The sequence below is a fragment of the Azorhizobium sp. AG788 genome, from assembly GCF_943371865.1.
Classification (GTDB): Bacteria; Pseudomonadota; Alphaproteobacteria; order Rhizobiales; family Xanthobacteraceae; genus Azorhizobium.
This window is the reverse complement of sequence record NZ_CALRWL010000011.1, coordinates 25,749-49,951: the sequence shown is the minus strand read 5'-3', so window position 1 is coordinate 49,951 and position 24,203 is coordinate 25,749. Positions and strand designations below refer to the sequence as shown.

The 24,203-nt window shown below is 66.6% G+C and carries 22 protein-coding genes; 11 read left to right on the top strand and 11 right to left on the bottom strand.

The genetic code is table 11. The annotated features are described in order from the left end of the window. Position 1: 1 nt before the first annotated feature. Positions 2-1,456 (bottom strand): cytochrome ubiquinol oxidase subunit I, encoded by a 1,455-nt coding sequence (locus tag AAG816_RS08920; RefSeq protein WP_341989254.1) that lies wholly within the window; start codon positions 1,454-1,456, stop codon positions 2-4. Positions 1,457-1,894: 438 nt separating this feature from the next. Beyond that, positions 1,895-2,734 carry an alpha/beta hydrolase gene (locus tag AAG816_RS08915; RefSeq protein WP_341989253.1) on the bottom strand — a complete coding sequence of 280 codons (840 nt, stop codon included), beginning with the start codon at positions 2,732-2,734 and terminating at the stop codon, positions 1,895-1,897. Positions 2,735-2,877: 143 nt separating this feature from the next. Here AAG816_RS08915 and AAG816_RS08910 point away from each other — a divergent pair, with 143 nt between their 5' ends. The 3 genes from AAG816_RS08910 (at position 2,878) to AAG816_RS08900 (ending at position 5,887) form a co-directional block, all read left to right on the top strand. Further along, on the top strand, positions 2,878-4,134 hold the full coding sequence (locus AAG816_RS08910) for a cupin domain-containing protein (protein WP_341989252.1): 1,257 nt from the start codon (positions 2,878-2,880) through the stop codon (positions 4,132-4,134). A gap of 165 nt (positions 4,135-4,299) precedes the next feature. After that, a complete protein-coding gene (locus AAG816_RS08905; protein ID WP_341989251.1) occupies positions 4,300-4,863 on the top strand; it encodes a DUF4142 domain-containing protein in 564 nt (187 codons plus the stop codon). Between the two features lie 196 nt (positions 4,864-5,059). After that, on the top strand, positions 5,060-5,887 hold the full coding sequence (locus AAG816_RS08900; RefSeq protein WP_341989250.1) for an aspartate dehydrogenase: 828 nt from the start codon (positions 5,060-5,062) through the stop codon (positions 5,885-5,887). A gap of 15 nt (positions 5,888-5,902) precedes the next feature. Here AAG816_RS08900 and AAG816_RS08895 read toward each other — a convergent pair whose 3' ends face one another. The 4 genes from AAG816_RS08895 to AAG816_RS08880 all read right to left on the bottom strand — a co-directional run bounded on the left by AAG816_RS08895 (position 5,903) and on the right by AAG816_RS08880 (position 8,872). After that, on the bottom strand, positions 5,903-6,793 hold the full coding sequence (locus tag AAG816_RS08895) for a CHAD domain-containing protein (RefSeq protein ID WP_341989249.1): 891 nt from the start codon (positions 6,791-6,793) through the stop codon (positions 5,903-5,905). Between the two features lie 89 nt (positions 6,794-6,882). After that, positions 6,883-7,449, bottom strand: a complete 567-nt coding sequence (locus tag AAG816_RS08890; protein WP_341989248.1) for a biotin transporter BioY — start codon at positions 7,447-7,449, stop codon at positions 6,883-6,885. 26 nt (positions 7,450-7,475) lie between these two features. Continuing rightward, on the bottom strand, positions 7,476-8,108 hold the full coding sequence (locus AAG816_RS08885) for an energy-coupling factor transporter transmembrane component T (RefSeq protein ID WP_341989247.1): 633 nt from the start codon (positions 8,106-8,108) through the stop codon (positions 7,476-7,478). Then, positions 8,105-8,872 carry an ABC transporter ATP-binding protein gene (locus AAG816_RS08880; protein WP_341989246.1) on the bottom strand — a complete coding sequence of 256 codons (768 nt, stop codon included), beginning with the start codon at positions 8,870-8,872 and terminating at the stop codon, positions 8,105-8,107. The genes AAG816_RS08885 and AAG816_RS08880 overlap by 4 nt, the downstream gene beginning before the upstream one ends. Positions 8,873-9,168: 296 nt before the next feature. Here AAG816_RS08880 and AAG816_RS08875 point away from each other — a divergent pair, with 296 nt between their 5' ends. From AAG816_RS08875 to denD, 7 genes are all read left to right on the top strand, one after another. Further along, the gene (locus tag AAG816_RS08875) at positions 9,169-11,532 is read left to right on the top strand and encodes a TonB-dependent siderophore receptor (RefSeq protein ID WP_341989245.1); all 2,364 of its coding nucleotides are present in this window, start codon (positions 9,169-9,171) and stop codon (positions 11,530-11,532) included. Between the two features lie 125 nt (positions 11,533-11,657). Continuing rightward, positions 11,658-12,338 (top strand): Fe2+-dependent dioxygenase, encoded by a 681-nt coding sequence (locus AAG816_RS08870; protein ID WP_341989244.1) that lies wholly within the window; start codon positions 11,658-11,660, stop codon positions 12,336-12,338. Positions 12,339-12,429: 91 nt separating this feature from the next. Further along, positions 12,430-13,638, top strand: coding sequence for a low temperature requirement protein A (locus AAG816_RS08865; protein ID WP_341989243.1), 1,209 nt, complete (start codon positions 12,430-12,432; stop codon positions 13,636-13,638). Positions 13,639-13,722: 84 nt separating this feature from the next. Next, entirely contained in the window at positions 13,723-15,537 is a 1,815-nt protein-coding gene (locus AAG816_RS08860; protein ID WP_341989242.1) for an IlvD/Edd family dehydratase, read from the top strand. An 8-nt stretch (positions 15,538-15,545) separates the two neighbouring features. Further along, positions 15,546-16,256 carry a GNAT family protein gene (locus AAG816_RS08855; RefSeq protein ID WP_341989241.1) on the top strand — a complete coding sequence of 237 codons (711 nt, stop codon included), beginning with the start codon at positions 15,546-15,548 and terminating at the stop codon, positions 16,254-16,256. 13 nt (positions 16,257-16,269) lie between these two features. Beyond that, positions 16,270-17,016, top strand: a complete 747-nt coding sequence (locus AAG816_RS08850) for an SDR family oxidoreductase (RefSeq protein ID WP_341989240.1) — start codon at positions 16,270-16,272, stop codon at positions 17,014-17,016. A gap of 190 nt (positions 17,017-17,206) precedes the next feature. After that, on the top strand, positions 17,207-18,187 hold the full coding sequence (gene denD, locus AAG816_RS08845) for a D-erythronate dehydrogenase (RefSeq protein ID WP_341989239.1): 981 nt from the start codon (positions 17,207-17,209) through the stop codon (positions 18,185-18,187). Between the two features lie 29 nt (positions 18,188-18,216). On the opposite strand, the gene AAG816_RS08840 is transcribed toward denD, so the two are convergent. Beyond that, positions 18,217-18,735 carry a hypothetical protein gene (locus tag AAG816_RS08840; RefSeq protein ID WP_341989238.1) on the bottom strand — a complete coding sequence of 173 codons (519 nt, stop codon included), beginning with the start codon at positions 18,733-18,735 and terminating at the stop codon, positions 18,217-18,219. 385 nt (positions 18,736-19,120) lie between these two features. Here AAG816_RS08840 and AAG816_RS08835 point away from each other — a divergent pair, with 385 nt between their 5' ends. Beyond that, positions 19,121-20,068 (top strand): hypothetical protein, encoded by a 948-nt coding sequence (locus tag AAG816_RS08835; protein WP_341989237.1) that lies wholly within the window; start codon positions 19,121-19,123, stop codon positions 20,066-20,068. A gap of 507 nt (positions 20,069-20,575) precedes the next feature. Here AAG816_RS08835 and AAG816_RS08830 read toward each other — a convergent pair. From AAG816_RS08830 to sdhC, 4 genes are all read right to left on the bottom strand, one after another. Continuing rightward, positions 20,576-21,361 (bottom strand): succinate dehydrogenase iron-sulfur subunit, encoded by a 786-nt coding sequence (locus tag AAG816_RS08830; RefSeq protein WP_341989236.1) that lies wholly within the window; start codon positions 21,359-21,361, stop codon positions 20,576-20,578. A 75-nt stretch (positions 21,362-21,436) separates the two neighbouring features. Continuing rightward, entirely contained in the window at positions 21,437-23,272 is a 1,836-nt protein-coding gene (sdhA, locus tag AAG816_RS08825; protein ID WP_341989235.1) for a succinate dehydrogenase flavoprotein subunit, read from the bottom strand. A 1-nt stretch (position 23,273) separates the two neighbouring features. Beyond that, entirely contained in the window at positions 23,274-23,660 is a 387-nt protein-coding gene (gene sdhD / locus AAG816_RS08820; protein WP_341989234.1) for a succinate dehydrogenase, hydrophobic membrane anchor protein, read from the bottom strand. Between the two features lie 13 nt (positions 23,661-23,673). Beyond that, complete coding sequence (sdhC, locus tag AAG816_RS08815) at positions 23,674-24,075, bottom strand: succinate dehydrogenase, cytochrome b556 subunit (RefSeq protein WP_341989233.1); 402 nt, start codon at positions 24,073-24,075, stop codon at positions 23,674-23,676. Positions 24,076-24,203 lie beyond the last annotated feature (128 nt).

Here is a 24,203-nt window from a genome sequence, read left to right as displayed (position 1 = left end):
GTCAGGCTCCCGTGCTGGAAGAAGGGGTGGGCGACACGTCGTCGGGCGCCGCCGACAGCGGCCGGGACGGGCGCATGTTCTGCGGCCCGCCGGCCTGCTTCTTGCCGCCGTCGCTCTCGCCATGGGGCGGGGGCTCGTGGGCGTCGGGGCCGCGTCCCACCAGTTTCAGCATGTAGCTGAGCCCGGTGCCGAACACGAAGAAATACATCACGAAGAACAGGCCCAGCGTGGCGGACAGCGCCAGCGCCGAATGGTTGGAGACCGCGTCCTTGGTGCGCATCACCCCATAGACGATCCAGGGCTGTCGGCCGATCTCGGTGGTGAACCAGCCGGCCAGGATGGCGATGATGCCGGTGGGGCCCATGAGCAGGGCGAACCACAGGAACAGGCGGTTCTCATAGAGGGTGCCGCGCCAGCGCAGCCACGCCCCGCCCACCGCCAGCAGCAGCATCAGCATGCCCAGGCCCACCATGATGCGGAAGGTCCAGAACACCACGGTGGAGTTGGGCCGGTCCTCGGGGGCAAATTCCTTCAAAGCGGGGATCTGGCCGTCCCAGCTATGGGTCAGCAGCAGGCTTCCCAGATGGGGGATTTCCACCGCCCAGCGGGTGGTCTCCTTGGCCATGTCCGGCCAGCCGAACAGGATCAGCGGCACCGCCTCGCCGGGCACATTCTCCCAATGGCCTTCGATAGCCGCGAGCTTGGCCGGCTGATACTTCAGCGTGTTGAGGCCGTGGGAATCGCCCGCATAGATCTGCAGCGGGGTCACCAGCAGCAGCATCCACAGCGACATGGAGAACATGGTGCGCATGGCCGGGGTCTGGCGGCCCTTGAGCAGATGCCAGGCGCCCGAGGCGCCCACGAACAGGGCCGTGGCGAGATACGCCGCCAGCGTCATGTGGACGAGGCGATAGGGGAAGGAGGGGTTGAAGATCACCGCCAGCCAGTCGGTGGGCACCACCCGCCCGCCGATGATCTCGAAGCCCTGCGGGGTCTGCATCCAGGAATTGGAGGCCAGAATCCAGGTGGTGGAGACCAGCGTGCCCAGCGCCACCATGACGGTGGCGAAGAAGTGCAATCCCGGCCCCACCTTGTTCCAGCCGAACAGCATCACGCCGAGAAAGCCCGCCTCCAGGAAGAAGGCGGTGAGCACCTCATAGGCCAGCAGCGGGCCGGTGACGCCGCCGGCGAAGGCGGAGAAATAGCTCCAGTTGGTGCCGAACTGGTAGGCCATCACCAGGCCGGAGACCACGCCCATGGCGAAGTTGACGGCGAAGACCTTGGACCAGAAATGGTAGAGGTCGCGATAGGTCCCGTCCTTCTTCCACAGCCACAGCCCCTCGAGCACCGCCAGATAGCTGGCCAGTCCGATGGTGATGGCGGGAAACACGATGTGGAACGAGATGGTGAAGCCGAACTGGATCCGCGCCAGTTCCAGGGCGGTCAGACCGAACATGATGCGATACCTTTGCAGACGGTGAGATGTGCTGGGGCCGCCGCAAGACGCGGGCGGCTCCCGGAAGCGCACACTCCGGCACCGGCGACATCCGCTGCCATGAAGGGATACGCAGCGAGCCGGCCACCGGCGCGTGCGGCATAATGGGCGGGGCGGGGCGCACGGGCGGGGGCCGCGCCTGCGGGAGGCGCCGGGCGTGCCGTCGGGACGGTGCTCACGCGAGTTGTCCTTCTGCTGAACGCTGCCGGGCCGAAACGCGCCCGGTGGTTGCACATGAGAGGACTTATAACATTGCAACAGGTGTTGCGGCGACGATAGCCGGTGTCGCTGCGACGAGACGTACCCCCGCATTGCTGCAATGCCGCATGGGCGTTCAGCTTGGCCGCAGGGGCTGCGGCGGGCCGTCGCGCGGCTTGTGTCGCAGGGCGTTGGGGCGCCTCAGGGGGCGGTGAAACCGCAGGTGCGATCAATCCAGTCGGCCACCTGAACCGCCACCTGCTGCTCCTGGCCGGTATAGAAATGATCGCAATTCGGCAGCACCCAGACATCGCACGGGGCGGTGGCGGCGGCGCCGAAGGCCTCGGCGGGATAGCCGGCGGGGGATTCCTGGTCGCCGCGCAGATAGAGCGTCGGGCAGCGGACCCTTGGGGCATTGACCAGCGTATCGGGGGTGTTGTGCACCCGGTCGAGAAAACTCTCGGCGCTGATCACCCACCACCAGTCCGGCAGCAGCATCAGTTCGCGCCCGCGTCCCGCGTCCACCATCGCCTGCGCGGTGGCGGTGAGTTCCGGCAATCGATCCTGGGCGAACAGGCCGAGGCCGCTCATGAGCGGAACGTTCGAGGTGCCGCCGCTATGGGCCGACATCAGCACCAAAGCGCGCGGCGCGCCATAATCGTCGGCGCAATGCTGGGCCGCCAGCATGCCGCCATTGCTGTGGCCGATGACGATGGGATGGGTGAAGCCGCGCGCGGCGAGGAAGTCCGCGGCCGCCCGGTTGTCGGCGATGGCTTCGCGCGCCAATTGGAACGAGCCGCCGCCCACCGCCCGGCCGGTGAGCGAGGTCACCATGTCATGGCCGCGCCGGTTGAAGGCCAGGCACGCAATGCCGCGCTCCAGCAGCACCGGGGGCAGGAAGCGCGACGGGCCGGTGTAGAAATTATGGCAATTGCCGTGCATCAGCAGCGCCGCCGCGCGCACCGGCCCGGTGTCCGGCGTGTAGAGCAAGCCGTCGAGGGGCTCGGCTTCGGTGGCGATGGACACGAGCGCGAGCGGCATGGGCAAGCGATCCCGGAGCGTGGGAAGTGGGAAGACCAGAGGGGAAAGATGGCATGAAATGATCTTGCGGTCAGCGCCCCCGGCGCGGGGCGCGCTATAATCGAAGCGGCCGGCGCAGCACCGGAACCGCAGGGAAGACAGCCATGGACCCGCTCTCTCGTCGCAATCTGCTGGCCGCGGCCGCCGCCGGGACGGTGATGACCGCCGCCTCCGCCGCCCAGGCCGCCAGTTTCGGCAATCCCGACCGCCCGCCGCAGGGGGTGACCAACACCCTGAGCAATCCCTCCAGCGCCACCGATCCCGGCCCGCAGAATCCGGCGCTGGCCAGCCAGTTCCCCGGCGCCTTTTCGCCGCCGGCCACCGACGTGGGCGACATGCCGATGTTCTGGGCCTCGTTCAACAACGCTCCCCGCCGGGTGCAGAACGGCGGCTGGGCGCGGCAGGTGACCCAGGCGGATTTCGCCATCTCCGAGCAGATCTCCGGCGTCAACATGCGCCTGACCCGCGGCGGCATCCGCGAGATGCATTGGCACCAGCAGGCGGAATGGGCCTATGTCACCAAGGGCGCCTGCCGCATCACCACCATCGATGCCGCCGGCCGCGCCAATGTGGAGGACGTGGGCGAGGGCGGGCTGTGGTATTTCCCCGCCGGCCTGCCCCATTCGCTCCAGGGCATCGGGCCCGACGGCACCGAATTCATCCTCTGCTTCGACGATGGCAAGGCCAGCGAATACAGCACCCTGATGCTGACCGAATGGATGGCCCACACCCCGCCGGAGGTGCTGGCGCTGAACTTCGGCCTGCCGGCGGAGACCTTCGCCCGCATTCCGCTGGACGATCTCTACATCTTCCAGGGCGCCATGCCCGGCCCGCTCGCCGCCGAGCAGGCGGAGGCCGCCGGCAGCGTCGGGCGGATGCCGCGGGCCTCCACCTTCGATTTGGCCGGCATGGCCCCCAGCCGCAGCACCAAGGGCGGCGAGGCGCGCATCGTCGACAGCCGCAACTTCCCCGCCTCCACCACCATCGCCGCCGCCTTGGTGACGGTGCATCCCGGCGGGCTGCGGGAGATGCACTGGCACCCCAATGCGGACGAGTGGCAATATTACATCGCCGGCGAAGCGGAGATGACCATCTTCGCCACCGGCCCCAAGGCGGTGACGCAGAATTTCAAGCCCGGCGACATCGGCTATGTGAAGAAGTCGCTCGGCCATTATGTGCGCAACACCGGCACCACCGACCTGGTGTTCCTGGAGGTGTTCCGCGCCCCGGAGTTCCAGGATGTGTCGCTGTCCGACTGGCTCGCCCATACGCCGCGGGCGATGGTGTCTCAGCACCTGAATGTGGATGCGGCAACCATCGCCCGCTTCCCCGCCACCAAGCCGGTGGTGATGCCGCAATAGGGCGTGTCATGGGACATGCCCGTGCCACAGGGTGTCGCATTTGGTGAATTGTGGGAAAGCGTCACGGAATGTAGGTATCATACACACGTAAATCATGGGGAGTGGGGCGATATGCGCGTGACATTTAACTCTTTCGCGGGCGCACTTGTGGTCGGCGGCGTCCTGATGGCGAGCGCGCCTGGCGCCCTCGCCCAGACCATGGCCCCCACCATGGCCCCCACCATGGCGATGACCCACGCCGCCCCGCCCGCCGGCCAGCCGACCCCGGCGGCGCTGGCCGCGGCGGCCACCGTGCCCAGCACCAAGGCCTTCATCGAAACCGCGGCGGCGGCCAACCAATTCGAGATCGTCACCAGCCAGGTGGCATTGCAGAACAGCAAGAACCGCAAGGTGCGGGTGTTTGCGCGCAAGATGATTTCCGATCATACCAAGATCGGGAAGGGATTTGTGGCCGCGCTGGGCAAGTCCAATGCAGGCATCACCCCGCCGCCCGGCCTCGGGGCGGATTTTGATGCCATTCTGGCGCGCCTGAAGTCTGAAAAGGGCGCGGCATTCGACGCCGATTACATCGCGGTGCAGACCAAGGGCCACCAGGATGCGGTGGGCCTGTTCGCCGGCTACGCCAAGGGCGGCGACAATCCGGTGCTCCAGGCCTTCGCCAAGAAGACTTTGCCCATCATTCAGATGCATCTGGACATGTGCTACGCCTTGGCCAAGCCCAAGGCGTGATGCGTAGGTCTTGGCCTAACATGCTGTAAAGCAATGTATTTTCTTGTATCGGACGGAAGAGGCTGGCCGCGTGCCGGCCTTTTTCTTGCGCGGTCGCACCCACCCTGGGCGCGCCTTCGCGCTGGCGCCGGACGGCGGGACGATGCTATCGAGCAAACCGGTGTTGACGGGGTATTCCAGGCGCGAAGGGGATCACATGAGCGGGCAGTCGAATGGGCGCCAGCCGGCGCGGGTGGCCATTGCTGGCCTGGGGGCCGTCGGCCTGGACGTGGCGCGGGCGCTGGATTCCGGCCTTCCCGGCTGCCGCCTGACCGCGGTGTCCGCCCGCGACCGGGACGCCGCCCGCACCCGCCTCGCCGGCCTTGCCACCCCGGTGGAGGTGGTGGCCATTGAAGACCTGGAGCCCCTGGCCGATATCGTGGTCGAATGCGCCCCAGCGGCCTTGCTGCCGGAGATCGCCAGCCCGTTCCTGAAGGCGGGCAAGATCGTGGTGGTGCTCAGTTCCGGCGCCCTGCTCGCCCATCCGGAATTGATCGATCTGGCAAAGACTTATGGTGGCCAGATCGTGGTCCCGTCCGGCGCGCTGCTGGGCCTGGATGCGGTCACCGCCGCGGCGGAGGGCGAGATCCGCTCGGTGCGCATGACCACCCGCAAGCCGGTGAAGGGCCTGCTCGGCGCCCCCTATCTGGTGGCCAATAACATCGATATTTCAAGCCTTTCGGCGCCTCTGAAGGTGTTTTCCGGCACCCCGCGCGAGGCGGCGGTGGGCTTCCCGGCCAATCTCAATGTGGCGGTCGCCCTGTCGCTGGCCGGCATCGGCCCCGACCGCACCACCTTGGACATCTGGGCCGACCCGGCACTGACCCGCAACACCCACTCCATCGAAGTGGATGCGGACAGCGCCAGCTTCTCCATGACCATCGAGAACATCCCCAGCGACAACCCCAAGACCGGCCGCATCACCGCCCTTTCGGTGATCGCCTGCCTGCGCAAGATGGGCGCGCCCTTGCGGGTGGGAAGCTGAAAAAGCGCTTTCCGATCAGAGGGATGGTGGGGCGAACCGGCGCCGCAGCCGGTCCTCGAACTGGCGCGGGCGGTGGCGGAACAGCTGGGCGTGGCGGGCTTGCGCCTGCTTCACCAGCTTGCGCTGGAAGGTGCGGGTGGCGGCGGCGATGTCGGACATGACCGCCTCGTGCGCGGTGCCGAGGGCGGCGGCCAGGATCAGCTTGAGCGCCTCCAGATCCTGGTAGAGGCCGAGAATATCGCGCAGGCGCTGGGCGCTGCGCGCCCGCTTCCCGCCCTTGCCGCCGCGGCTGATGTCGGCGGCGAACGCCATCTGGTAGCGATGGGTCACCACGCGCTTGCGCAAGTCGTGCAGGCTCTCCGGCCGGCTCCAATCTTTTGCGGCGTAAGCCTTTGCATAGGCCTTGCGCAAGCCGGCCACCACATCGGCGGCCCGGGCGGCGGTATCGAGATGGTCGGCATGATCCGCCCGCGCGGTGGCCAGGAAGGCCAGGAGAACGGCCCGGTGGTCCGCATCCTCGGCGGCGGCATGGGGGAGGGCGTCGATCACCGCCATGGCCTGGGCGGCATGGGGAGCGGGGATCAGATCCGCGTCTTCCAGCGCCTCCAGCGCTTCGCGGGCCGCCTGCCGGTCCCGCGCCGCCGACAAGGTGCGCGCCGTGGCCGCCGCGGCGTGGCGGGCCGTCTTTGCCGCATCGCCGGGGACCAGCCGCAGCAGCGCGCGATATTCCTTCAGCGCCTTGCGGGCGTCATGGACCATCTCCACCGGATCGTCCGCGGTGGCCGCGTCCGCCACTTTGTCCAGGGCTGCGGTGAGGGTTTCCACCAGGGCGTCACCGGGCGGATTGGCGGTGACGGCAAGGGGAAGCTCTTCGAGCGGCGTGGGGGCTTCAGTCTGCAAACTCATGGGACAACTCTGCCACATTGCCGGGTGCCCGTCGCCTGGATCGTATCCCAAATGCGGCATTTGCTGCGAAAACCGGCCTTTGCAGCGCCTCAGCGCCGGCTGTTGCCGAGCGCGCCGCTGTCCTGAACCGTGCGGGCCGCAAGCGCCGCCAGAACCGCCTTGAGCATATCGCCGGGCACGAATGCCAGACTGCCCAGCAGCGCCTTAGTGAGCGAGATATGGGCAATCGCCGCCAGCGCGGGGACCCCGCAGAGATAGAGAACGCCAATGCCGCCGACCATGGCCGCCACGAGATTGGCGGCCAGCCGGGGCCAGGGCAGGCGTTGCGCGAGCCACCCGGTCACCAGGGCGGCGGGAATGAAGCCGAGGGCAAAACCCGCCGTGGGGCCGAAGAACACCCCCAGTCCGCCGCGTCCACCGGAGAGGAGAGGCGCGCCCAGGGCCACCACCAGCAGGAACAGCGCCACCGCCAGGGCGCCATTGCGCCCGCCCAGGACCAGCCCCGCCAGCATGACGGCCATGCTCTGGGCGGTCACCGGAACCCCGGCAGCCATGGGCAGATAGACCGGCGGCACCAGCCCCAGCACGCCGATGAGCGCGGCAAACAAGGCGATGCGGACCAGCGACCGGGTCTCCAGGGCAGTATTCTCAGCCAAAACAGTCTCCCAGATCATCATTTGAGTCACTCGGCATGGGGCCCTCGACCGCGCCCGAAGCCGCGGGCGTCAAGGGCCTCGGCGACACGGTCGGCCAGCCGCAGTGTGTCGGCCAGAAAGCCCGGTATCAGGGCCAAAGAGGGGCGTCGGGTGCTGCGGGCGCGCCAGGCTTCCTCTCGGGCATGCCAGGCGGAGAGCAGGACGGGCACGAAACGCAGCACCAGGGCTACCGCCAGCGCCAGCTTGCGCGGCGACACACCCAGGGGCCGCAGCGGCCTGAGGACGGTCTCCAGCGCATCCATCATGTGCTGGAGCGGCGTGCTGAGCGTGACCAGATCCGCCAGCAGCACCATCAGCACGATGCGCAGGACGCTGGCCATCCCCGCTTCGAGGCCGGCGCTGGTCCAATCGCCTGCCCAGGCCTGGAGCACGAACATGAGGACCAGAAGCGGCACCAGCGGCCGCAGCAAGCCGACGCGCGCCAACGCCGCGCGGCCCAAGGCGGCATAGACGGCCAGGGTCAGCACCAGGGCGCCAGCCAGGCGCCAAGGGGCGTCCATCGGCAAGATGAGGAGGCTCAGAAGCGCCAAAGCAAAAAGCTTCAGCCCCGCCGGAAGGCGGTGCAGAATGGAGTGTCCGGCGAGGTAGCCCGACATCATGACAGGGTATCCTGCGCGGCGGCGCGGGCCATCTCATGGGCGCGATAGAGCGGCAGCACCTCGCCGGGGGAGCCGTCGCCGACGATCCGGCCCGCATCCAGCCAGATCACCCGGTCGAAGGTCGCCAGCAGGTCGAGATCGTGGCTGGCCATGATGATCTGGTGCGGCAGGCGGGCGAGGCGCGCGGCCAGCGCCAGGCGGGTGGCCAGATCGAGGCTGGCCAGCGGCTCGTCCATGACCAGGATCGGCGGGCCGGGAGCGATGGCGGCCAGAATGCAGACCAGTTGCTTCTGGCCTTCGGACAGCGCGTCCACCGCCCGATCGCCCCAGTCGCCACATCCGTGCAGGGCCAGCAGCCGCTCGGCTTCCTCCCGCGCTTCGGCGCGGGAGCGGCCCTGCTCCACCAGGCCGAAGGTGAGTTCCTCGCGCACGGTGGGAAACAGGATCTGGTGGTCCACATTCTGAAACACGAAGCCGACGCGGGTGGGCAGGTCGCGGCGGTGGGTGCGGGCATTGAGCCCCGCCACGGTGATGTCGCCGCGATCCGCGGCCATCAGCCCGTTCAGCAGCCGCAGCAGCGTGCTCTTGCCCGAGCCGTTCGGTCCCACCAGGCCGATGCGCGGCTCCGTCAGATCCAGGCTCAGGCCGCAGAACAGCGGCGTCGGGCCACGGTTCAGCCAGACGTCGCGGATCTGGATCCCATGGGCATCCCCGCGGGTGACGGGAGGCGCGCCGCCGGGGCGGACGCCGGGACTGCGAAACACGCTCAGTGTCAGCCTCCTGGATGCCTCGCAATCGCAGCCTTTGCGGCGGGATGCAAGGCCGCCGCGTGATGGGCATCGCAGCGGCCGTAGGCCCACAAAGGTCGCACCGCCACCTGCTTCAAGTTTATAATTATTACAAATACAGTAAAGCGCAGTTTGGTGTGTCTCAAATGTGGCGCTTCTGAGGGGGTTTTTTGTTGCTGAAAGTCATGATCTGGAAATAGAACGCAAAGGATCGAAATCAACATATTGCTTGTGCTCGTCGCCGGGCACGCAATTTCAGAAGGAGGGTGCGTATGCCCCCGGTTGTATCTGCGGAAGGTATTCACTCCTCCAATCAGCCCGAGGGAATTCGCGCGGCGCTCATGGGGTCCCTGCACCTGACCGTCGGCGTCGCATCCGCCATGGTGGCAGGTCCGGCGCTGGCCCAGCAGGCCAGCACCGCCGGCTCCGAGCTGGAATTGCCGACGGTTCAGGTGCAGAGCGACACGGGCGGCTTCACAGCCGAGACCACGGGCGTCACCCGGCTTCCGGTGCCGATCTTCAACATGGCGCAGCAGGTCAATGTGGTCACCCAGGAGGTGATCCGCCAGCAGAACGACACCACGCTGGAGCAGGCGCTGCGCAACGTTTCCGGCATCACCTTCAGCGCCGGTGAGGGCGGACAGCAGGGCGACAATCCCATCATCCGCGGCTTCTCCGCCCGCGGCGATCTTTACCGGGACGGCATCCGCGATCCGGGTTGGTACACCCGCGACATGTTCAACATCGACTCGGTGGACGTGTTTCTCGGGCCGTCGTCCTTCGCTTTCGGCCGCGGCTCTACCGGCGGCGTCATCAATCTGGTGTCGAAGCTGCCGAAGAACGCCACCTTCGTGAATGCCGATGTGAGCGGCTATACCGCCGGGGGCTGGCGCACCACGGTGGATGCTAATGGCAAATACAATGATAGCGTCTACGCCCGCATCAATCTGATGGCGCAGGACGTGGACGTGGCCGACCGCGACAATGCGAACTCCACCCGCTGGGGCGTTGCGCCGTCGGTCACGGTCAAGCTCAGCGACAAGACGCAGATGACCGCGTCCTATTATTATCAGCATGAAGAGTCGGTGCCGGACTATGGCGTGCCGTATTTGCCGGCGCCCACGCAGAGCACATCGGCGAGCAATTTCGGCCAGAAGATCGGCGGCTATTACGGCAATGGCGCTGCCACCTCGCCGGTGCCGGTGGCCCGCAATACCTGGTACGGTGTCACCAACGGGCCATACGCCGACAAGGTGACCACGGACACCAATATGGCGACGCTGCAGTTCGAACACGAACTGAATGATTACATAACGCTGACCAACGGTACGCGCTACACCAGCAACGATCGTCTGGCGCGTGTCACCGCTCCGCGTGCGTTGGGCACCAGTGGGAATGTGTCATTTGCTTCGCCCTTGCCGAGCACGCAGGTGGGATATCCGGTCAATGCCATGACCATCGGCATGCAGCGGTTCCAGACCGAGACCGACAACACGCAATTGACCAACATCACCGACCTGGTGGCGAAGTTCAAATGGGGCGAGTTCGAGCACACCATGAATGTTGGCCTCGAGCTTACGCGCGAGACCCGGCACCAGCAGCGGTATAATCTGTGCAGCCAGACCGTGGCCGCGTGTCGTGTGTCCCTGGCGGCGCCGAGCGATGTATCGGCAACGTATGGTTTGGGCGGCTACACCAACTACCTGCCCACCACCACCAATAACACCACCATGACCGATGTGGCGGTGTATGCGGCGGATCAAATCAAGATCAATAAGTATTGGCAGATCATGGGCGGCTTCCGCTTAGACAATACCAATACAGAATATGATGCCTGGACGGTGACAACGACGGGTAATACCGCGACCGGGGTGCCGTCCTGGCTGAAGAACAGCGACAGCATGTTCAATTACAAGCTCGGGGTGATCTTCAGCCCGATCGAGACGGTGAACGTTTATGCCACCTATGGCACCTCTTCGAACCCCTCGTCCGAATATGGCGTGCTCGACACCGGCACCGTGAGCTTGGCGCCGGAGAAGAACACCACTGCCGAAGTCGGCGTAAAGGCCATGGTGCTCGACGGCAAAGTGACGCTCACCGGCGCTCTGTTCCGCACCATGAAGACCAATACCCGCCTGGCCACCGACCCGGCGGCGAGTTTGCCGCCGACGATCCTGGGTGGTGAGCAGCGGGTGCAGGGCTATTCGCTGGGCGTCGGTGGCGCCCTGACCAAGGACTGGAACGTCACTGCCAGCTTCACCCACATGGATACCGAGGTCCTCAGCGTCGGTCCCGGTGTGACGCTCGCCACGTTGGCGACCGTGGGCAACGAACTGCCCAATGCACCGCCGAACTCCTTCTCCTTCTGGACCTCCTACAACTTCACCCCGCAGTTCCTGGTGGGGGCGGGCGCGACCTACAATGACGATACGTTCGCCAACCTGGCGAACACTGTCTACGTGCCGTCCTACTGGTCGTTCGATGCCATGGCGAGCTACCAGATCAACAAGAACTTCCAGGTCCAGCTCAACGTCTACAACCTGACCGACGAGCTGTACTACGCCCAGTATTATGGCGGTCAGGCCGTTCCGGCCGCCGGGCGCTCCGCCACCCTCACCGCGCGCGCCACTTTCTGAGTGTTGCCCAACCCGCCCGCCGCACCGTCCGGTGCGGCGGGTTTTCGCGTTCGCGGCCGGTGATCGGCGCGCTGTCCCCGGTCCGGGGCCGCGTCGGGATCCGGCGGCGCGGAGTTTGACCCGACATGATGATCCGTATTCCCCAGGTGCTCAGCGCCGAACAGGTGGCCCGCTGCCGTGCGGTGATGGACCAGGCCGGCTGGATCGACGGCCGCGCCACGGCCGGGGCCCAGAGCGCGGCGGTGAAAAACAATCTCCAGCTTCCCGATGCCAGCCCCGAGGCCCGCGAACTGGGCGACATGGTGCGCGCGGCCCTTGAACGCTCGGTCCTGTTCATGTCGGCGGCGCTGCCGAACCACATCTTGCCGCCCATGTTCAACCGCTATGAGGCGGGCATGACGTTCGGCTCCCATGTCGACAATGCCATTCGCACCATCCGCGCCAGCGGCCAGCGCATGCGCACCGACATTTCCACCACCCTGTTCCTGTCTGATCCGTCGGAATATGACGGCGGCGAACTGGTGGTGGAGGACACCTATGGCGCCCACAAGGTGAAGCTGCCGGCCGGGGACGCCATCGTCTATCCCGCCACCTCGCTGCACCATGTGACGCCGGTGACCCGCGGCACCCGGATCGCCTCCTTCTTCTGGACCCAGAGCCTGGTGCGCGACGCCGGGCAGCGCGGCCTCTTGTTTGACATGGACATGGCGATCATGCGCCTCAACCAGGATCACCCCGGACACCTTTCGGCGGTGCAACTGACGGGCGTCTATCACAACCTCCTGCGCCAATGGGCGGAGATCTGAGCGGGCGTTCGGCGCGCGCGGGTGCGATCCGGCGGTTGCATCCGGGGAAGGCGGCAGCTTAGGTAGTCCCCGGCATGTGCAGGGGGGCCAGATGAAGAGCGCGACGCACCGCGGGGTTCTGCGCAAGGGCGATGGGGAGCAGCACCGCGTCACCTATGCGGAGTTGTTCTTCGATCTGGTCTTTGTCTTCGCCATCACCCAGCTCTCGCACGCGCTGCTGAACCACCTCAGCCCCCGCGGCGCCCTGGAAGCGCTGGTGCTGTTCATGGCGGTGTGGTGGGCGTGGATCGACACCGCCTGGGTGACCAATTGGGTTGATCCCAATCGTGCCCCGGCCCGGCTCATGCTGCTGGCCCTGATGCTGCTGGGGCTGGTGATCTCCGCCAGCCTGCCGACGGCCTTCGGCGACGGGGCGCTGGTGTTTGCCCTGGCCTATGCCACCTTCCAGTGCGGTCGCTCCGCCGTGGTGGCGTGGATGCTGCGGGGGGAGCATCGCACCCTCCAGCGCAATTTCTATCGCATCCTGGCCTGGAACGTGCTGACCGGCGCGGTCTGGATCGCGGGGGCCCTGGCAGATGACGGCGCTCGCCTCTGGCTATGGGTGCTAGCCATGGCGCTGGATAATTTTGCCCCCCTGGTGGGGTTCTGGACGCCATTCCTGGGCCGCTCCTCCACCGCCGACTGGGACGTGGAGGGCGGCCACATGGCCGAGCGCTGCGGCCTGTTCCTCATCATCGCCTTGGGCGAATCGATCCTGGTCACCGGCAGCACCTTTGCCGAGATGCCGTGGCAGTGGGACAATGTGGCCGCATTCGTGGTCGCCTTCCTGGGCAGCGTCGCCATGTGGTGGATCTATTTCGACACCGGCGTCGAGCGCGGCTCCGAACGCATCGTCAAGTCGAAGAATCCCGGCAAGCTGGCGCGTTTCACCTACACCTACGTGCATCAGATCATCGTCATCGGCGTGATCGTCTGCGCGGTGGCGGACGAACTGGCTCTGGCCCATCCCGGCGAGCCGGTGCATCTGTCGTCGGGCCTCGTGGTCCTCGGCGGGCCGGCGCTGTACGTGCTGGGTAACGGCATCTTCAAGCGCCCCCTGCTGAACCATTTCCCGCTGTCGCATCTCATGGGCCTGGTGCTGCTGGTGCTGGTGAGCATGGTCGCGCCGTTCGTCTCGGTCCTGGTGCTGGCCAGTGCCACCACCGGCGTGCTGGTGCTGGTGGCGATCTGGGAAACCATTGCGTTGCAGCATCTGCGGCGCGGCATCGATAGCGACTTGGAACCAGTCAAGGCTGATTGATTTCGCCGACCGCGAGGCGCATAAAGCCTGCGATCAAATCGATTGAAAATGGTCGCGCCAAGCGCCGATTCAGGGAGAATTCCGATGGTTGGACAAGGGGATCAGCCGGAAAAGCACGGCCGCAAGCTGCGCTCCCAGCTCTGGTTCGACAACCCTGACAATCCCGGCATGACCGCGCTCTATCTGGAGCGTTATCTGAATTTCGGCCTGACCCGCGCCGAGCTGCAGTCGGGCAAGCCGATCATCGGCATCGCCCAGACCGGCTCCGACCTCTCGCCGTGCAATCGCCACCATCTGGACTTGGCCAAGCGGGTGCGCGAGGGCATCAATGCCGCCGGCGGCGTGGCGTTCGAATTCCCCGTGCATCCGATCCAGGAAACCGGCAAGCGCCCCACCGCGGCGCTGGATCGGAACCTGGCCTATCTGGGCCTGGTGGAAATTCTCTACGGCTACCCGCTGGACGGCGTGGTGCTGACCACCGGCTGCGACAAGACCACGCCCGCCTGCATCATGGCGGCGGCGACCGTGAACATTCCCGCCATCGTCCTCTCCGGCGGGCCGATGCTGAACGGCTGGTGGAAGGGCGAGCGCACCGGCTCCGGCACCGTGGTGTGGAAGGCCCGCGCCCAGCATGCGGCGGGCGAGATGGACTACGACACCTTCATGAATGTGGTGGCCTCCTCGGCCCCGTCCGTGGGCCATTGCAACACCATGGGCACCGCTTCCACCATGAATGGCCTGGCCGAAGCGCTGGGCATGTCGCTGCCCGGTTGCTCCGCCATTCCCGCGCCTTATCGCGAGCGCGGCCAGATTGCCTATGAGACCGGCCTGCGTGCGGTGGAGATGGTGTGGGAGGATCTGAAACCCTCCGATATCCTCACCCGCGAGGCGTTCGAGAACGCCATCCGGGTCAATTCCGCCATCGGCGGCTCCACCAATGCGCCCATCCATCTCAATGCCATCGCCCGCCATGTGGGCGTGCCTTTGACCGTGGATGACTGGCAGCAGGTGGGCCTCGACATTCCGCTGCTGGTCAACATGCAGCCTGCGGGCGCCTATCTGGGCGAGGAGTTCCATCGCGCCGGCGGCATTCCGGCGGTGGTGTCCGAGCTGATCGACGCCGGCAAGATCCATGAAGGCGCGCTCACCGTGAACGGGCGCAGCATCGGCGAGAATTGCCGCGGCAAGACTTCGTGGGATCGCGATGTCATCCGTCCCTATGGCGAGCCGCTGAAGGAGGCCGCAGGCTTCCTGGTGCTGCGCGGAAACCTGTTCGACAATGCGCTGATGAAGACCAGCGTGATCTCGCAGGAATTCCATGACCGCTTCCTGTCGAACCCGGACGACCCCAATGCCTTCGAAGGCCCGGCCATGGTGTTCGAGGGGCCGGAGGACTATCACCACCGCATCGACGATCCCTCGCTGGGCATTGATGAACACACCTTGCTGTTCATCCGCGGCACCGGCCCGCTGGGCTATCCCGGCGGTGCCGAGGTGGTGAACATGCAGCCGCCGGCCGCGCTGCTGAAGAAGGGCATCAATGCGCTGCCCTGCATCGGCGATGGCCGCCAGTCCGGCACCTCCGGCTCGCCCTCCATCCTCAATGCCTCGCCGGAAGCGGCGGCGGGTGGCGGGCTGTCCATCCTCAAGACCGGCGACCGGGTGCGCATCGATCTCCTCAAGGGCACCGCCGACATCCTGATTTCGGACGAGGAACTGAACCAGCGCCGCGCCGACCTCCAGGCCCATGGCGGCTTCCCCATGCCCAAGAGCCAGACCCCGTGGCAGGAAATCCAGCGCTCCATGGTGGAGCAGTTCGACGAGGGCATGGTGCTCAAGCCGGCCGTGAAGTATCAGCGGGTCGCGCAGACGATGGGCGTCCCGCGCGACAACCACTAGGCCGCATCATGACCAGCGAAGCCGGTGCCGGGACGCAGTCCCTCGGCACGCCTGTGGAGGGCGGCCCCGCGCGCCGTCCTGCCCGCACCGTCCTCGAAGGGCGGCTCATCGACGTGCGCCCGTTCGACGTGGATCTGCACGCCGCCGACCTGTTCGCGCGCTCCCACGGGAGCGCGGAACTGGAGGCGCTGTGGGACTATCTGCCGGTGCCGCCGTTTGCCGATGCGGAGAGCTTCGCCCGGCATTACGGCGACGCCGCACGCAAGGACGATCCGCTGCTGTTCACCTTGGTGGACAAGGCCAGCGGCCACCCCGTGGGCCATGCCGCCTACATGCGCATCGATCCCGGCCATCGGACGATCGAGGTGGGCAACATCCTGTTCACGCCCGCTTTGCAGCGCTCCGTCGCCGCGACCGAGGCCATGTATCTCATGGCCCGGCACGTGTTCGAGGACCTTGGCTTCCGGCGCTATGAGTGGAAGTGCAACGCCCTCAACGGGCCCTCGCGGCGGGCCGCGGAACGGCTGGGCTTCACCTTCGAGGGCATCTTCCGCCAGCACATGATCGTCAAGGGCCACAATCGCGACACCGCCTGGTTCTCGCTGCTGGACAGCGAATGGCCCCGCGCCAAGGCGGCGTTCGAGGCGTGGCTCGCACCCGAGAATTTTTCCCAGGACGGCACGCAGAAGCGCCGCCTGGAACAGATCCGCAATTCATAAAGAGGAAAACGCCATGACCGGACGTCTGGAGGGCAAGACCGCGCTGGTGACCGCCGCAGGGCAGGGCATCGGCCGCGCCATCGCGGAAGCCTATGTGCGCGAGGGCGCCAAGGTGATCGCCACCGATTTGGATCTGGCCAAGCTCGCCGGCCTGGAGGGCGCGGAGTTGCGCGCGCTCGACGTGCGCAGCACCGAGGCGGTGAACGCGCTGGCCAAGGAGATCGGCCCGGTCAACGTGCTGTCCAACAATGCCGGCTATGTCCATCAGGGCACCATATTCGAGTGCTCGCAGAAGGACTGGGACTTTTCGTTCGATCTGAACGTCACCTCCATCCACCGCACCATTTCGGCCTTCCTACCGGGCATGCTGGAACTGGGCGGCGGCTCCATCGTCAATATCGCCTCGGCGGCGTCCTCCATCCGCGGCGTGCCGAACCGCTATGTGTACGGCACCACCAAGGCGGCCATCATCGGCCTCACCAAGGCGGTGGCGGCGGACTTCATCCTGAAGGGCGTCCGCGCCAACGCCATCTGCCCCGGCACCATCCAGTCCCCCAGCCTCAACGAGCGCATTGCCGCCGTTGCCGCTGAGACCGGCAAGAGCCTGGATCAGGTCCGTGCCGAGTTCGTCGGCCGCCAGCCCATGGGCCGCCTGGGCAAGCCGGAAGAGATCGCCGCTCTGGCCCTTTATCTGGCCAGCGACGAGAGCGCCTTCACCACCGGCCAGATCCACATCATCGACGGCGGCTGGGTGCTCTGAGCGCCCGCCGTGCCGGCCGCGCCCTTGAAGGTGCGGCCGGTGCCCCATCGCCCGCTTGGCCCCGCAGGATCGGGGTGTCCCTGGCTCGCGCCGCCAGCGGATCAGAACGCGCCCTTCCCGCCAAGGGGAGGCGGCGGGCCGTCCATTGAGGCGAAGAGCTTCTCGGCGCTGAGTTCCAAGGAGTGGTCCCATGCATATTCTTGTTATCGGTGGCGCCGGCATGGTCGGCCGCAAGCTGATCGAACGCCTGGCGAAGGATGGCCGCCTCGGCGGCGTGCCCATCACCGGCCTCACCGCCCACGATGTGGTGGCACCGGCGCGCATCGAGGCGCCATTCCCCATCGAGACCCGCGTGTCCGATCTCTCGGTGCCGGGCGAGGCCGAGGCGCTGATCGCCGGCCGGCCCCATGTGATCTTCCACCTCGCCGCCATCGTCTCGGGCGAAGCGGAAGCGGATTTCGACAAGGGCTACCGCATCAATCTGGACGGCACCCGCTTCCTGTTCGATGCGGTGCGCCTGGCGGAGGGCTATACCCCGCGCCTGGTGTTTACCTCATCCTTGGCGGTGTTCGGCGCGCCGTATCCCGAAACACCCATCGAGGATGATTTCTTCCTCACCCCGCTGACCTCCTATGGCACGCAGAAGGCCATGGGCGAACTTCTGCTGGCGGATTATTCGCGCCGTGGTTTCTTCGACGGCGTCGGCATTCGCCTGCCCACCATCTGCGTGCGTCCGGGCAAGCCCAACAAGGCGGCGTCGGGCTTCTTCTCCGGCATCATCCGCGAGCCGCTGGCCGGGCAGGAGGCGATCCTGCCGGTGAGCGAGGACGTGGTGCATTGGCATGCCTCGCCGCGCTCCGCGGTGGGCTTCCTGATCCACGCCGCGACGCTCGACACCGAGCCGCTGGGGGCCCGGCGGTCCTTGAGCATGCCCGGTGTGGGCGCCAGCGTGGGCGATCAGATCGAGGCCCTGCGCAAGGTGGCGGGCGACAAAGCGGTGGCCCGCATTCGCCGTCAGCCGGACCCGGTGGTGGCTCGCATCGTCAATGGCTGGCCGCGCACCTTCAATCCGGTGCGCGCGCTCAGCTTGGGCTTCAAGGCGGAAAGCTCCTTCGAGGAGATCATCCGCATCCACATCGCCGATGAGCTGGGCGGCAAGATCGCCGACTGAGCAGCGATGGAGGATCGGGTTCGCCGCCGTCAGGCGGCGGCGAACGTGGGGCCGCTGCGGGCGGCCACCAAACCGGAAATGCCGGCCCGCAGGCGCGGCAGCAGCATCCGATAGGCCTGCCGGCGCTGGCGCGGATTGGTCACGCCGGAGAGGTCCTCGAAGGTCCAGGTCTCCACCGCCACGCGGGGCGTTCCGGTGAGATGCTCGATGCGATCGCGGGCATCGGCGACCATGGAAATCACCAGATCGATGCGCGGTGCTCCGGAGAAGCCGAACAGCTCCAGCGGCTTGGACGACAAGCCGTCCGCGGGGATGCCTTCCGCATCCAGGCACTCCACGGCGGCGGCATCCACCGCCGAGCTGCCATGAATGCCGGCGCTGAAGGCGCGCACCTGACGGTGCGCGTGGTTGACGATGGCCTCGGCCAGCAGGCTGAGGCCGGAGTTGTCGCGGCAAGCGAACAGGATTGACGGGCGCTGCCCCACGGGGGGCAGCGGCAACGACCCCGGCGTGAGCCGGTTCTGCGCGCGCGAAGCGGCAAGCGTCATGAAATATGCCTCCTCAAGGCGGATGGGTTTCCGGCCGCAGAATCCGACCCGCCACGGACGCCTCTTTAGCCCCGGCCTCCGACGCAAAGATGACAGCGCGGTGGCCGCTTCGGGATCGCGAGGTGCCGGTGAAAAGAACCCTTCCGGCACGGCGGTGGCGCAGAACATGCAAGAAGATGCGCGATCCACGGACCGGGGGGCGGCGGACAGCGCGTCTCGGAGGGTAGGCATAAGTTTCTGAAAAATAGCGATAAACCGGAAAACGCGAGCCGGCTTGAAACCGCGTTAACCATTTTGAAGTTCTTAGCGGAGATCTATCGCATGCTGGCGCGCATCGTGATTCGGTGACATGCGTCTTCGCCGGCTGGTGTATTCGGAGGCATTAATGGCGAAGAGCGAAGTGACGGGCATCGAAGTCAGCCGCATTGCGGCGAAGGCGTTGCGCGACCCGGCGAGCGTATCCCTCGATGAGATCAAGGTGCTGGCCGCCTCTGCTCTGACCCAGGCCCCCGGCAAGCCGAAGGCGGCCATGGCCGCCAAGGCTAAGACCCCGGCGAAGGTGAGCGCCAAGGTGCCGGTCGCCCCCAAGGCCACCGCCGCCAAGACCGCTGCTCCCAAGGCCGCTGCCCCCGCAAAGGCCGCTGCCGTGGCCAGCGCCGCCAAGGCGCCCGCCGCGAAGGTGGCAAAGGCCCCCGTGGTGAAGCCCGTTGTGGAAAAGGCCCCGGCGAAGTCTGCTGCGAAGGCTGCTCCCAAGGCGGTTGCCGCGCCGGTGGCGAAGGCCCCCGTTGCCAAGGCCCCTGCCGCGAAGGCGGTGAAGGCTGCGGCGCCGAAGGTGGCCCCGGCCGCCAAGCCGGCCCCGAAGGCCAAGACTGTGGCCGCTGCCAAGCCAGTCGTCACCGCCCAGCCCGCCGCCGCCAAGGCGCCTGCGGTGAAGTCCGCTGCCGCCGCCAAGCCTGCGGCTAAGGCCAAGGCGGCCCCCGCTGCCAAGACGGCTCCGGCAAAGGCCGCCCCGTCGGTCGTCGAATCTACGAAGCCGGTTGCCGCCAAGGCGGTGGCCAAGCCCGCGACCAAGGCCCCGAAGGCCAAGGCCGCCCCGGTCGCAGCCGTGACCGCAGACGCACCGAAGGTGGAAGCGGTGAAGCCCGTGACCGCGAAGGCCCCCGCGAAGGCCAAGGTTGCGAAGCCGGTCGTAGCCAAGGCCGCTCCGGCCAAGCCCGCGGCGGCCAAGACGGCGGCCTCCAAGGCCGCACCCACAAAGCCCGCAGTGGCGAAGCCCATCGTGGCCAAGAAGCCTGCCGCGCCCAAGGTGGCGAAGGCTCCGAAGAAGGCGTGAGCCCGACGCTTCTGCCTGAGGGCAGGGCGAGGCCATCCCTGTGGATCCATGTTGAAACGCGCGCCCGGGTTGGCGCGCGTTTTCATTTCTGGGGTCCGTCGCCTCGTCGGTGGGCGCCCGGCGGTGCCTGTCGGGAGCACCTGCGGCGGCCAGTGCGGAGATGCGCACGGACGCCGTTGGTGCGGTGGCTCAGGCCTTGCTGGTGGAATGGTTCTGGCGCGGTGCCTGCTCTCCCCGGCGATCTGGCAGGGGGCATTTCCACGTCCGTCGGCGCCGATCGCTCCGGATGAGCGTGCTCAGCACCCATGCCCGTGCGCACCCGGATCAAGGAGCAGCGCCAAAGGCGCGCAATTCACGGCTTGCGGGGGAAGAGGGCAGGCACCTGAACGGCGCTGCTGGGGCCTCCCTCCATAGGCCTCGAGCGCGCCTGGAGGGCGTAGCCCTGGTAGGCTGGCGCACCGGGCCACCACCGGCGATGGCGGCGGCGGCGGCCCGAGCGCTTGACGCTCACATCTGGCGTTCGACCATCATCTTCTTGATTTCGGCGATGGCCTTGGCCGGATTGAGGCTCTTCGGGCACGCCTGGGCGCAGTTCATGATGGTGTGGCAGCGGTAGAGCCGGAAGGGGTCTTCCAGATTGTCCAGACGCGAGCCGGTGCGCTCGTCGCGGCTGTCGGACAGCCAGCGATGGGCCTGGAGCAGCGCTGCGGGGCCGAGGTAGCGGTCGCCGTTCCACCAATAGCTCGGGCACGAGGTCGAGCAGCAGGCGCACAGGATGCATTCATAGAGGCCATCCAGCCGCTCGCGGTCTTCCTTCGACTGGCGCCACTCCTTTTCGGGGGCGGCGGTGTCGGTCTGCAGCCAGGGCTCGATGGAGGCGTGCTGGGCGTAGAAGCGGGTGAGATCGGGAACGAGATCCTTCACCACTTCCATGTGCGGCAGCGGATAGACGTTGACCGATCCCTTCACCAGCACTTCATCCATGCCCTTGGTGCAGGCCAGAGTGTTGGTGCCGCCGATGTTCATGGCGCAGGAGCCGCACACGCCTTCGCGGCAGGAGCGGCGGAAGGTCAGGGTCGGGTCGATGCTGTTCTTGATGTAGATCAGGCCGTCCAGCACCATGGGTCCGCAGTTTTCGCGGTCCACATAATAGGTGTCGATGGAGGGGTTCTTCCCGTCGTCGGGGTTCCAGCGATAGACCTTGAACTCGGTGACCTTGGTCGCGCCCGCAGGCTTCGGCCACACCTTGCCCCTGGTGATCTGGGAATTCTTCGGGAGAGTGAGCTCAACCATGGTGCGTCCCAATCGTCGGCTGTGCCGGTCGTTCGGAAGGGGCCGGCGCCGCGCGATGCGGGCCGGCTCGAAAGATCAATACACGCGCTTTTTCGGCTCGATGTACTGGATGTCGTTGGACAGCGTGTAGGTGTGGACCGGACGGTCCTCCAGCTTCACGTCCCCGGTGGCCGTGTCGAAATAGGCCAGGGTGTGCTTCATCCAATTGTGGTCGTCGCGATCGGGGAAATCCTCGCGGGCATGGGCTCCGCGGCTTTCCTGGCGATTGAGTGCGCTGTCCATGGTCACGACCGCCTGAGAGATCAGGTTGTCATATTCCAGGGTCTCGATCAGATCCGAGTTCCACACCATGGAGCGATCGGTGACGCGGACACCGGAGGTGGCCTTGAACACGTCGTGGATCAGGGTGTGACCCTCTTCGAGGATCTCGCCGGTGCGGAACACCGCGCAATTGTTCTGCATCACCCGCTGCATGCGGCCGCGCAGTTCGGCGGTGGAGATGTCGCCGGAGGAATAGCGGAAATGATCCAGGCGCGAGAGCGCCAGCTCGGCGCTGTAGGCCGGGAGGTCATGATGCTTCTCGCCGGGCGTCACCAGCTCGGCGGCGCGCTTGGCGGCGGCGCGGCCGAACACCACCAGATCGATCAGCGAATTCGAGCCGAGGCGGTTGGCCCCGTGCACGGAGACGCAGGCCGCTTCGCCGATGGCCATCAGGCCGGGCACCACCGTGTCCGGGTCGCCATTGGCGCGGGTGAGTACCTCGCCATGATAGTTCGTGGGGATGCCGCCCATGTTGTAATGCACGGTCGGGATCACCGGGATCGGCTCGCGGGTCACGTCGACGCCGGCGAAGATCTTCGCGCTCTCGGAGATGCCGGGCAGGCGCTCGTGCAGGATCGCCGGGTCCAGATGGTCCAGATGCAGGAAGATGTGGTCCTTGGCCTTGCCGACGCCACGGCCCTCGCGGATCTCCATGGTCATGGAGCGGGACACCACGTCGCGGGAGGCCAGATCCTTCGCGGAGGGCGCATAGCGCTCCATGAAGCGCTCGCCGTCGGAATTGGTCAGATAGCCGCCCTCACCGCGGGAACCCTCGGTGATGAGGCAGCCCGAGCCGTAGATGCCGGTGGGATGGAACTGCACGAATTCCATGTCCTGCAACGGCAGGCCGGCGCGCAGCACCATGGCGTTGCCGTCGCCGGTGCAGGTGTGCGCCGAGGTGGCCGAGAAATAGGCCCGCCCATAACCGCCGGTGGCGAGAATGGTGAGATGCGAACGGAAGCGGTGGAGGGTGCCGTCGTCCATCTTCAGGGCGATGACGCCGCGGATGCGGCCGTCTTCGTCGCGGATCAGGTCGATGGCGAAATATTCGATGAAGAATTCCGCGCTGTGCTTCAGCGCTGCCCCATAGAGGGTGTGCAGCATGGCATGGCCGGTGCGGTCCGCGGCGGCGCAGGTGCGCTGGGCGGTGCCCTTGCCGTAGTGCGTGGTCATGCCGCCGAACGGGCGCTGATAGATCTTGCCGTCCTCGGTGCGGGAGAAGGGCACGCCCCAATGCTCCAGCTCGTACACGGCGGCCGGCGCGTTGCGCACGAGATATTCGATGGCGTCCTGGTCGCCCAGCCAGTCCGACCCCTTGACGGTGTCGTACATGTGCCAGCGCCAGTCATCCTCACCCATGTTGCCCAGGGAGGCGGCGACGCCGCCTTGGGCCGCCACGGTGTGGGAGCGGGTGGGGAACACCTTGGTGATGCAAGCGGTGCGCAGGCCCGCTTCCGAGCAGCCCACCACGGCCCGCAGGCCAGCGCCACCGGCGCCGACGACCAGCACATCATAGGTGTGGTCGGTGATGGGATAGGCCCGGCCATTGGTTCCGGGGGCGCTGGCGCCGTTCGTAGAGGATTCGGACATGTCAGCCTCCCAGGCTGATCTTGAGCACGGCAAAGGCTCCGGCCAGGCCGATCACGACGGTGAAGAAGGTGTTGCCGATAATTGCCAGCACCTTCAGACCCTCGCTGTGGACATAGTCCTCGATGACCACCTGCATGCCGATGCGCATATGCACTGTTACGGACAGCAGCATCAGGAGGATCACCACCGCCACGAAGGGGTTGCCCAAAGTGGCGTGGACGGTGTTGTAGCTCTCGCCCACCAGCGAAATGACGATCACCAGGAAGGCGATCATCAGGATCAGATTTCCCAAAGCGGTCAGCCGCTGGAGAAAGAACTCATGGGTGCCGGACCGGGCGGAGCCGAGACCGCGAACTCGCCCGAGGGGCGTGCGCATGGGGCTGTGCATGGGGCGTACCTCCTCAGGCCTTCACGGCCAGGCCGATGACCCAGACCAGGATGGTGAGAATGATGGAGCCGGCCAGTGACGCCTGGGCGTAGAGCAGGCGCTCCTTCGGGCCGAAGCCGTGGATGCTGTCCCAGATGAAGTGGCGGATGCCCCCCATCGCGTGGTGGAGCAGCGCCCAGGTGTAGCCGAGCAGGACGAGACGGCCGATCCACGATCCAGCCACATTGGCAAAGAGCGCGTAGGCGGTGGGAGATGCTGCCGCCGCCAACAGCCACCAGACCAGGAGCGCGGTGCCGAAATACAGCGCGCAACCGGTGATGCGGTGCACGATGGACATCATCATCGTGAACAGCGGTCGGTAGATCTGCAGGTGGGGAGAGAGCGGGCGCACAATGCGGGGCGGGCTGTCGGCCATGGGCCTCCTCCGGAAATCGATCGATCAGGTATCCCAATCGTTGGCAGTTCGCAACGATTCCAAAGGAGGATCTGATCCAATTCGCAGTGGTATGGCGCCGCGGGCGGCCGCTGCCAAGCGCTTCCACG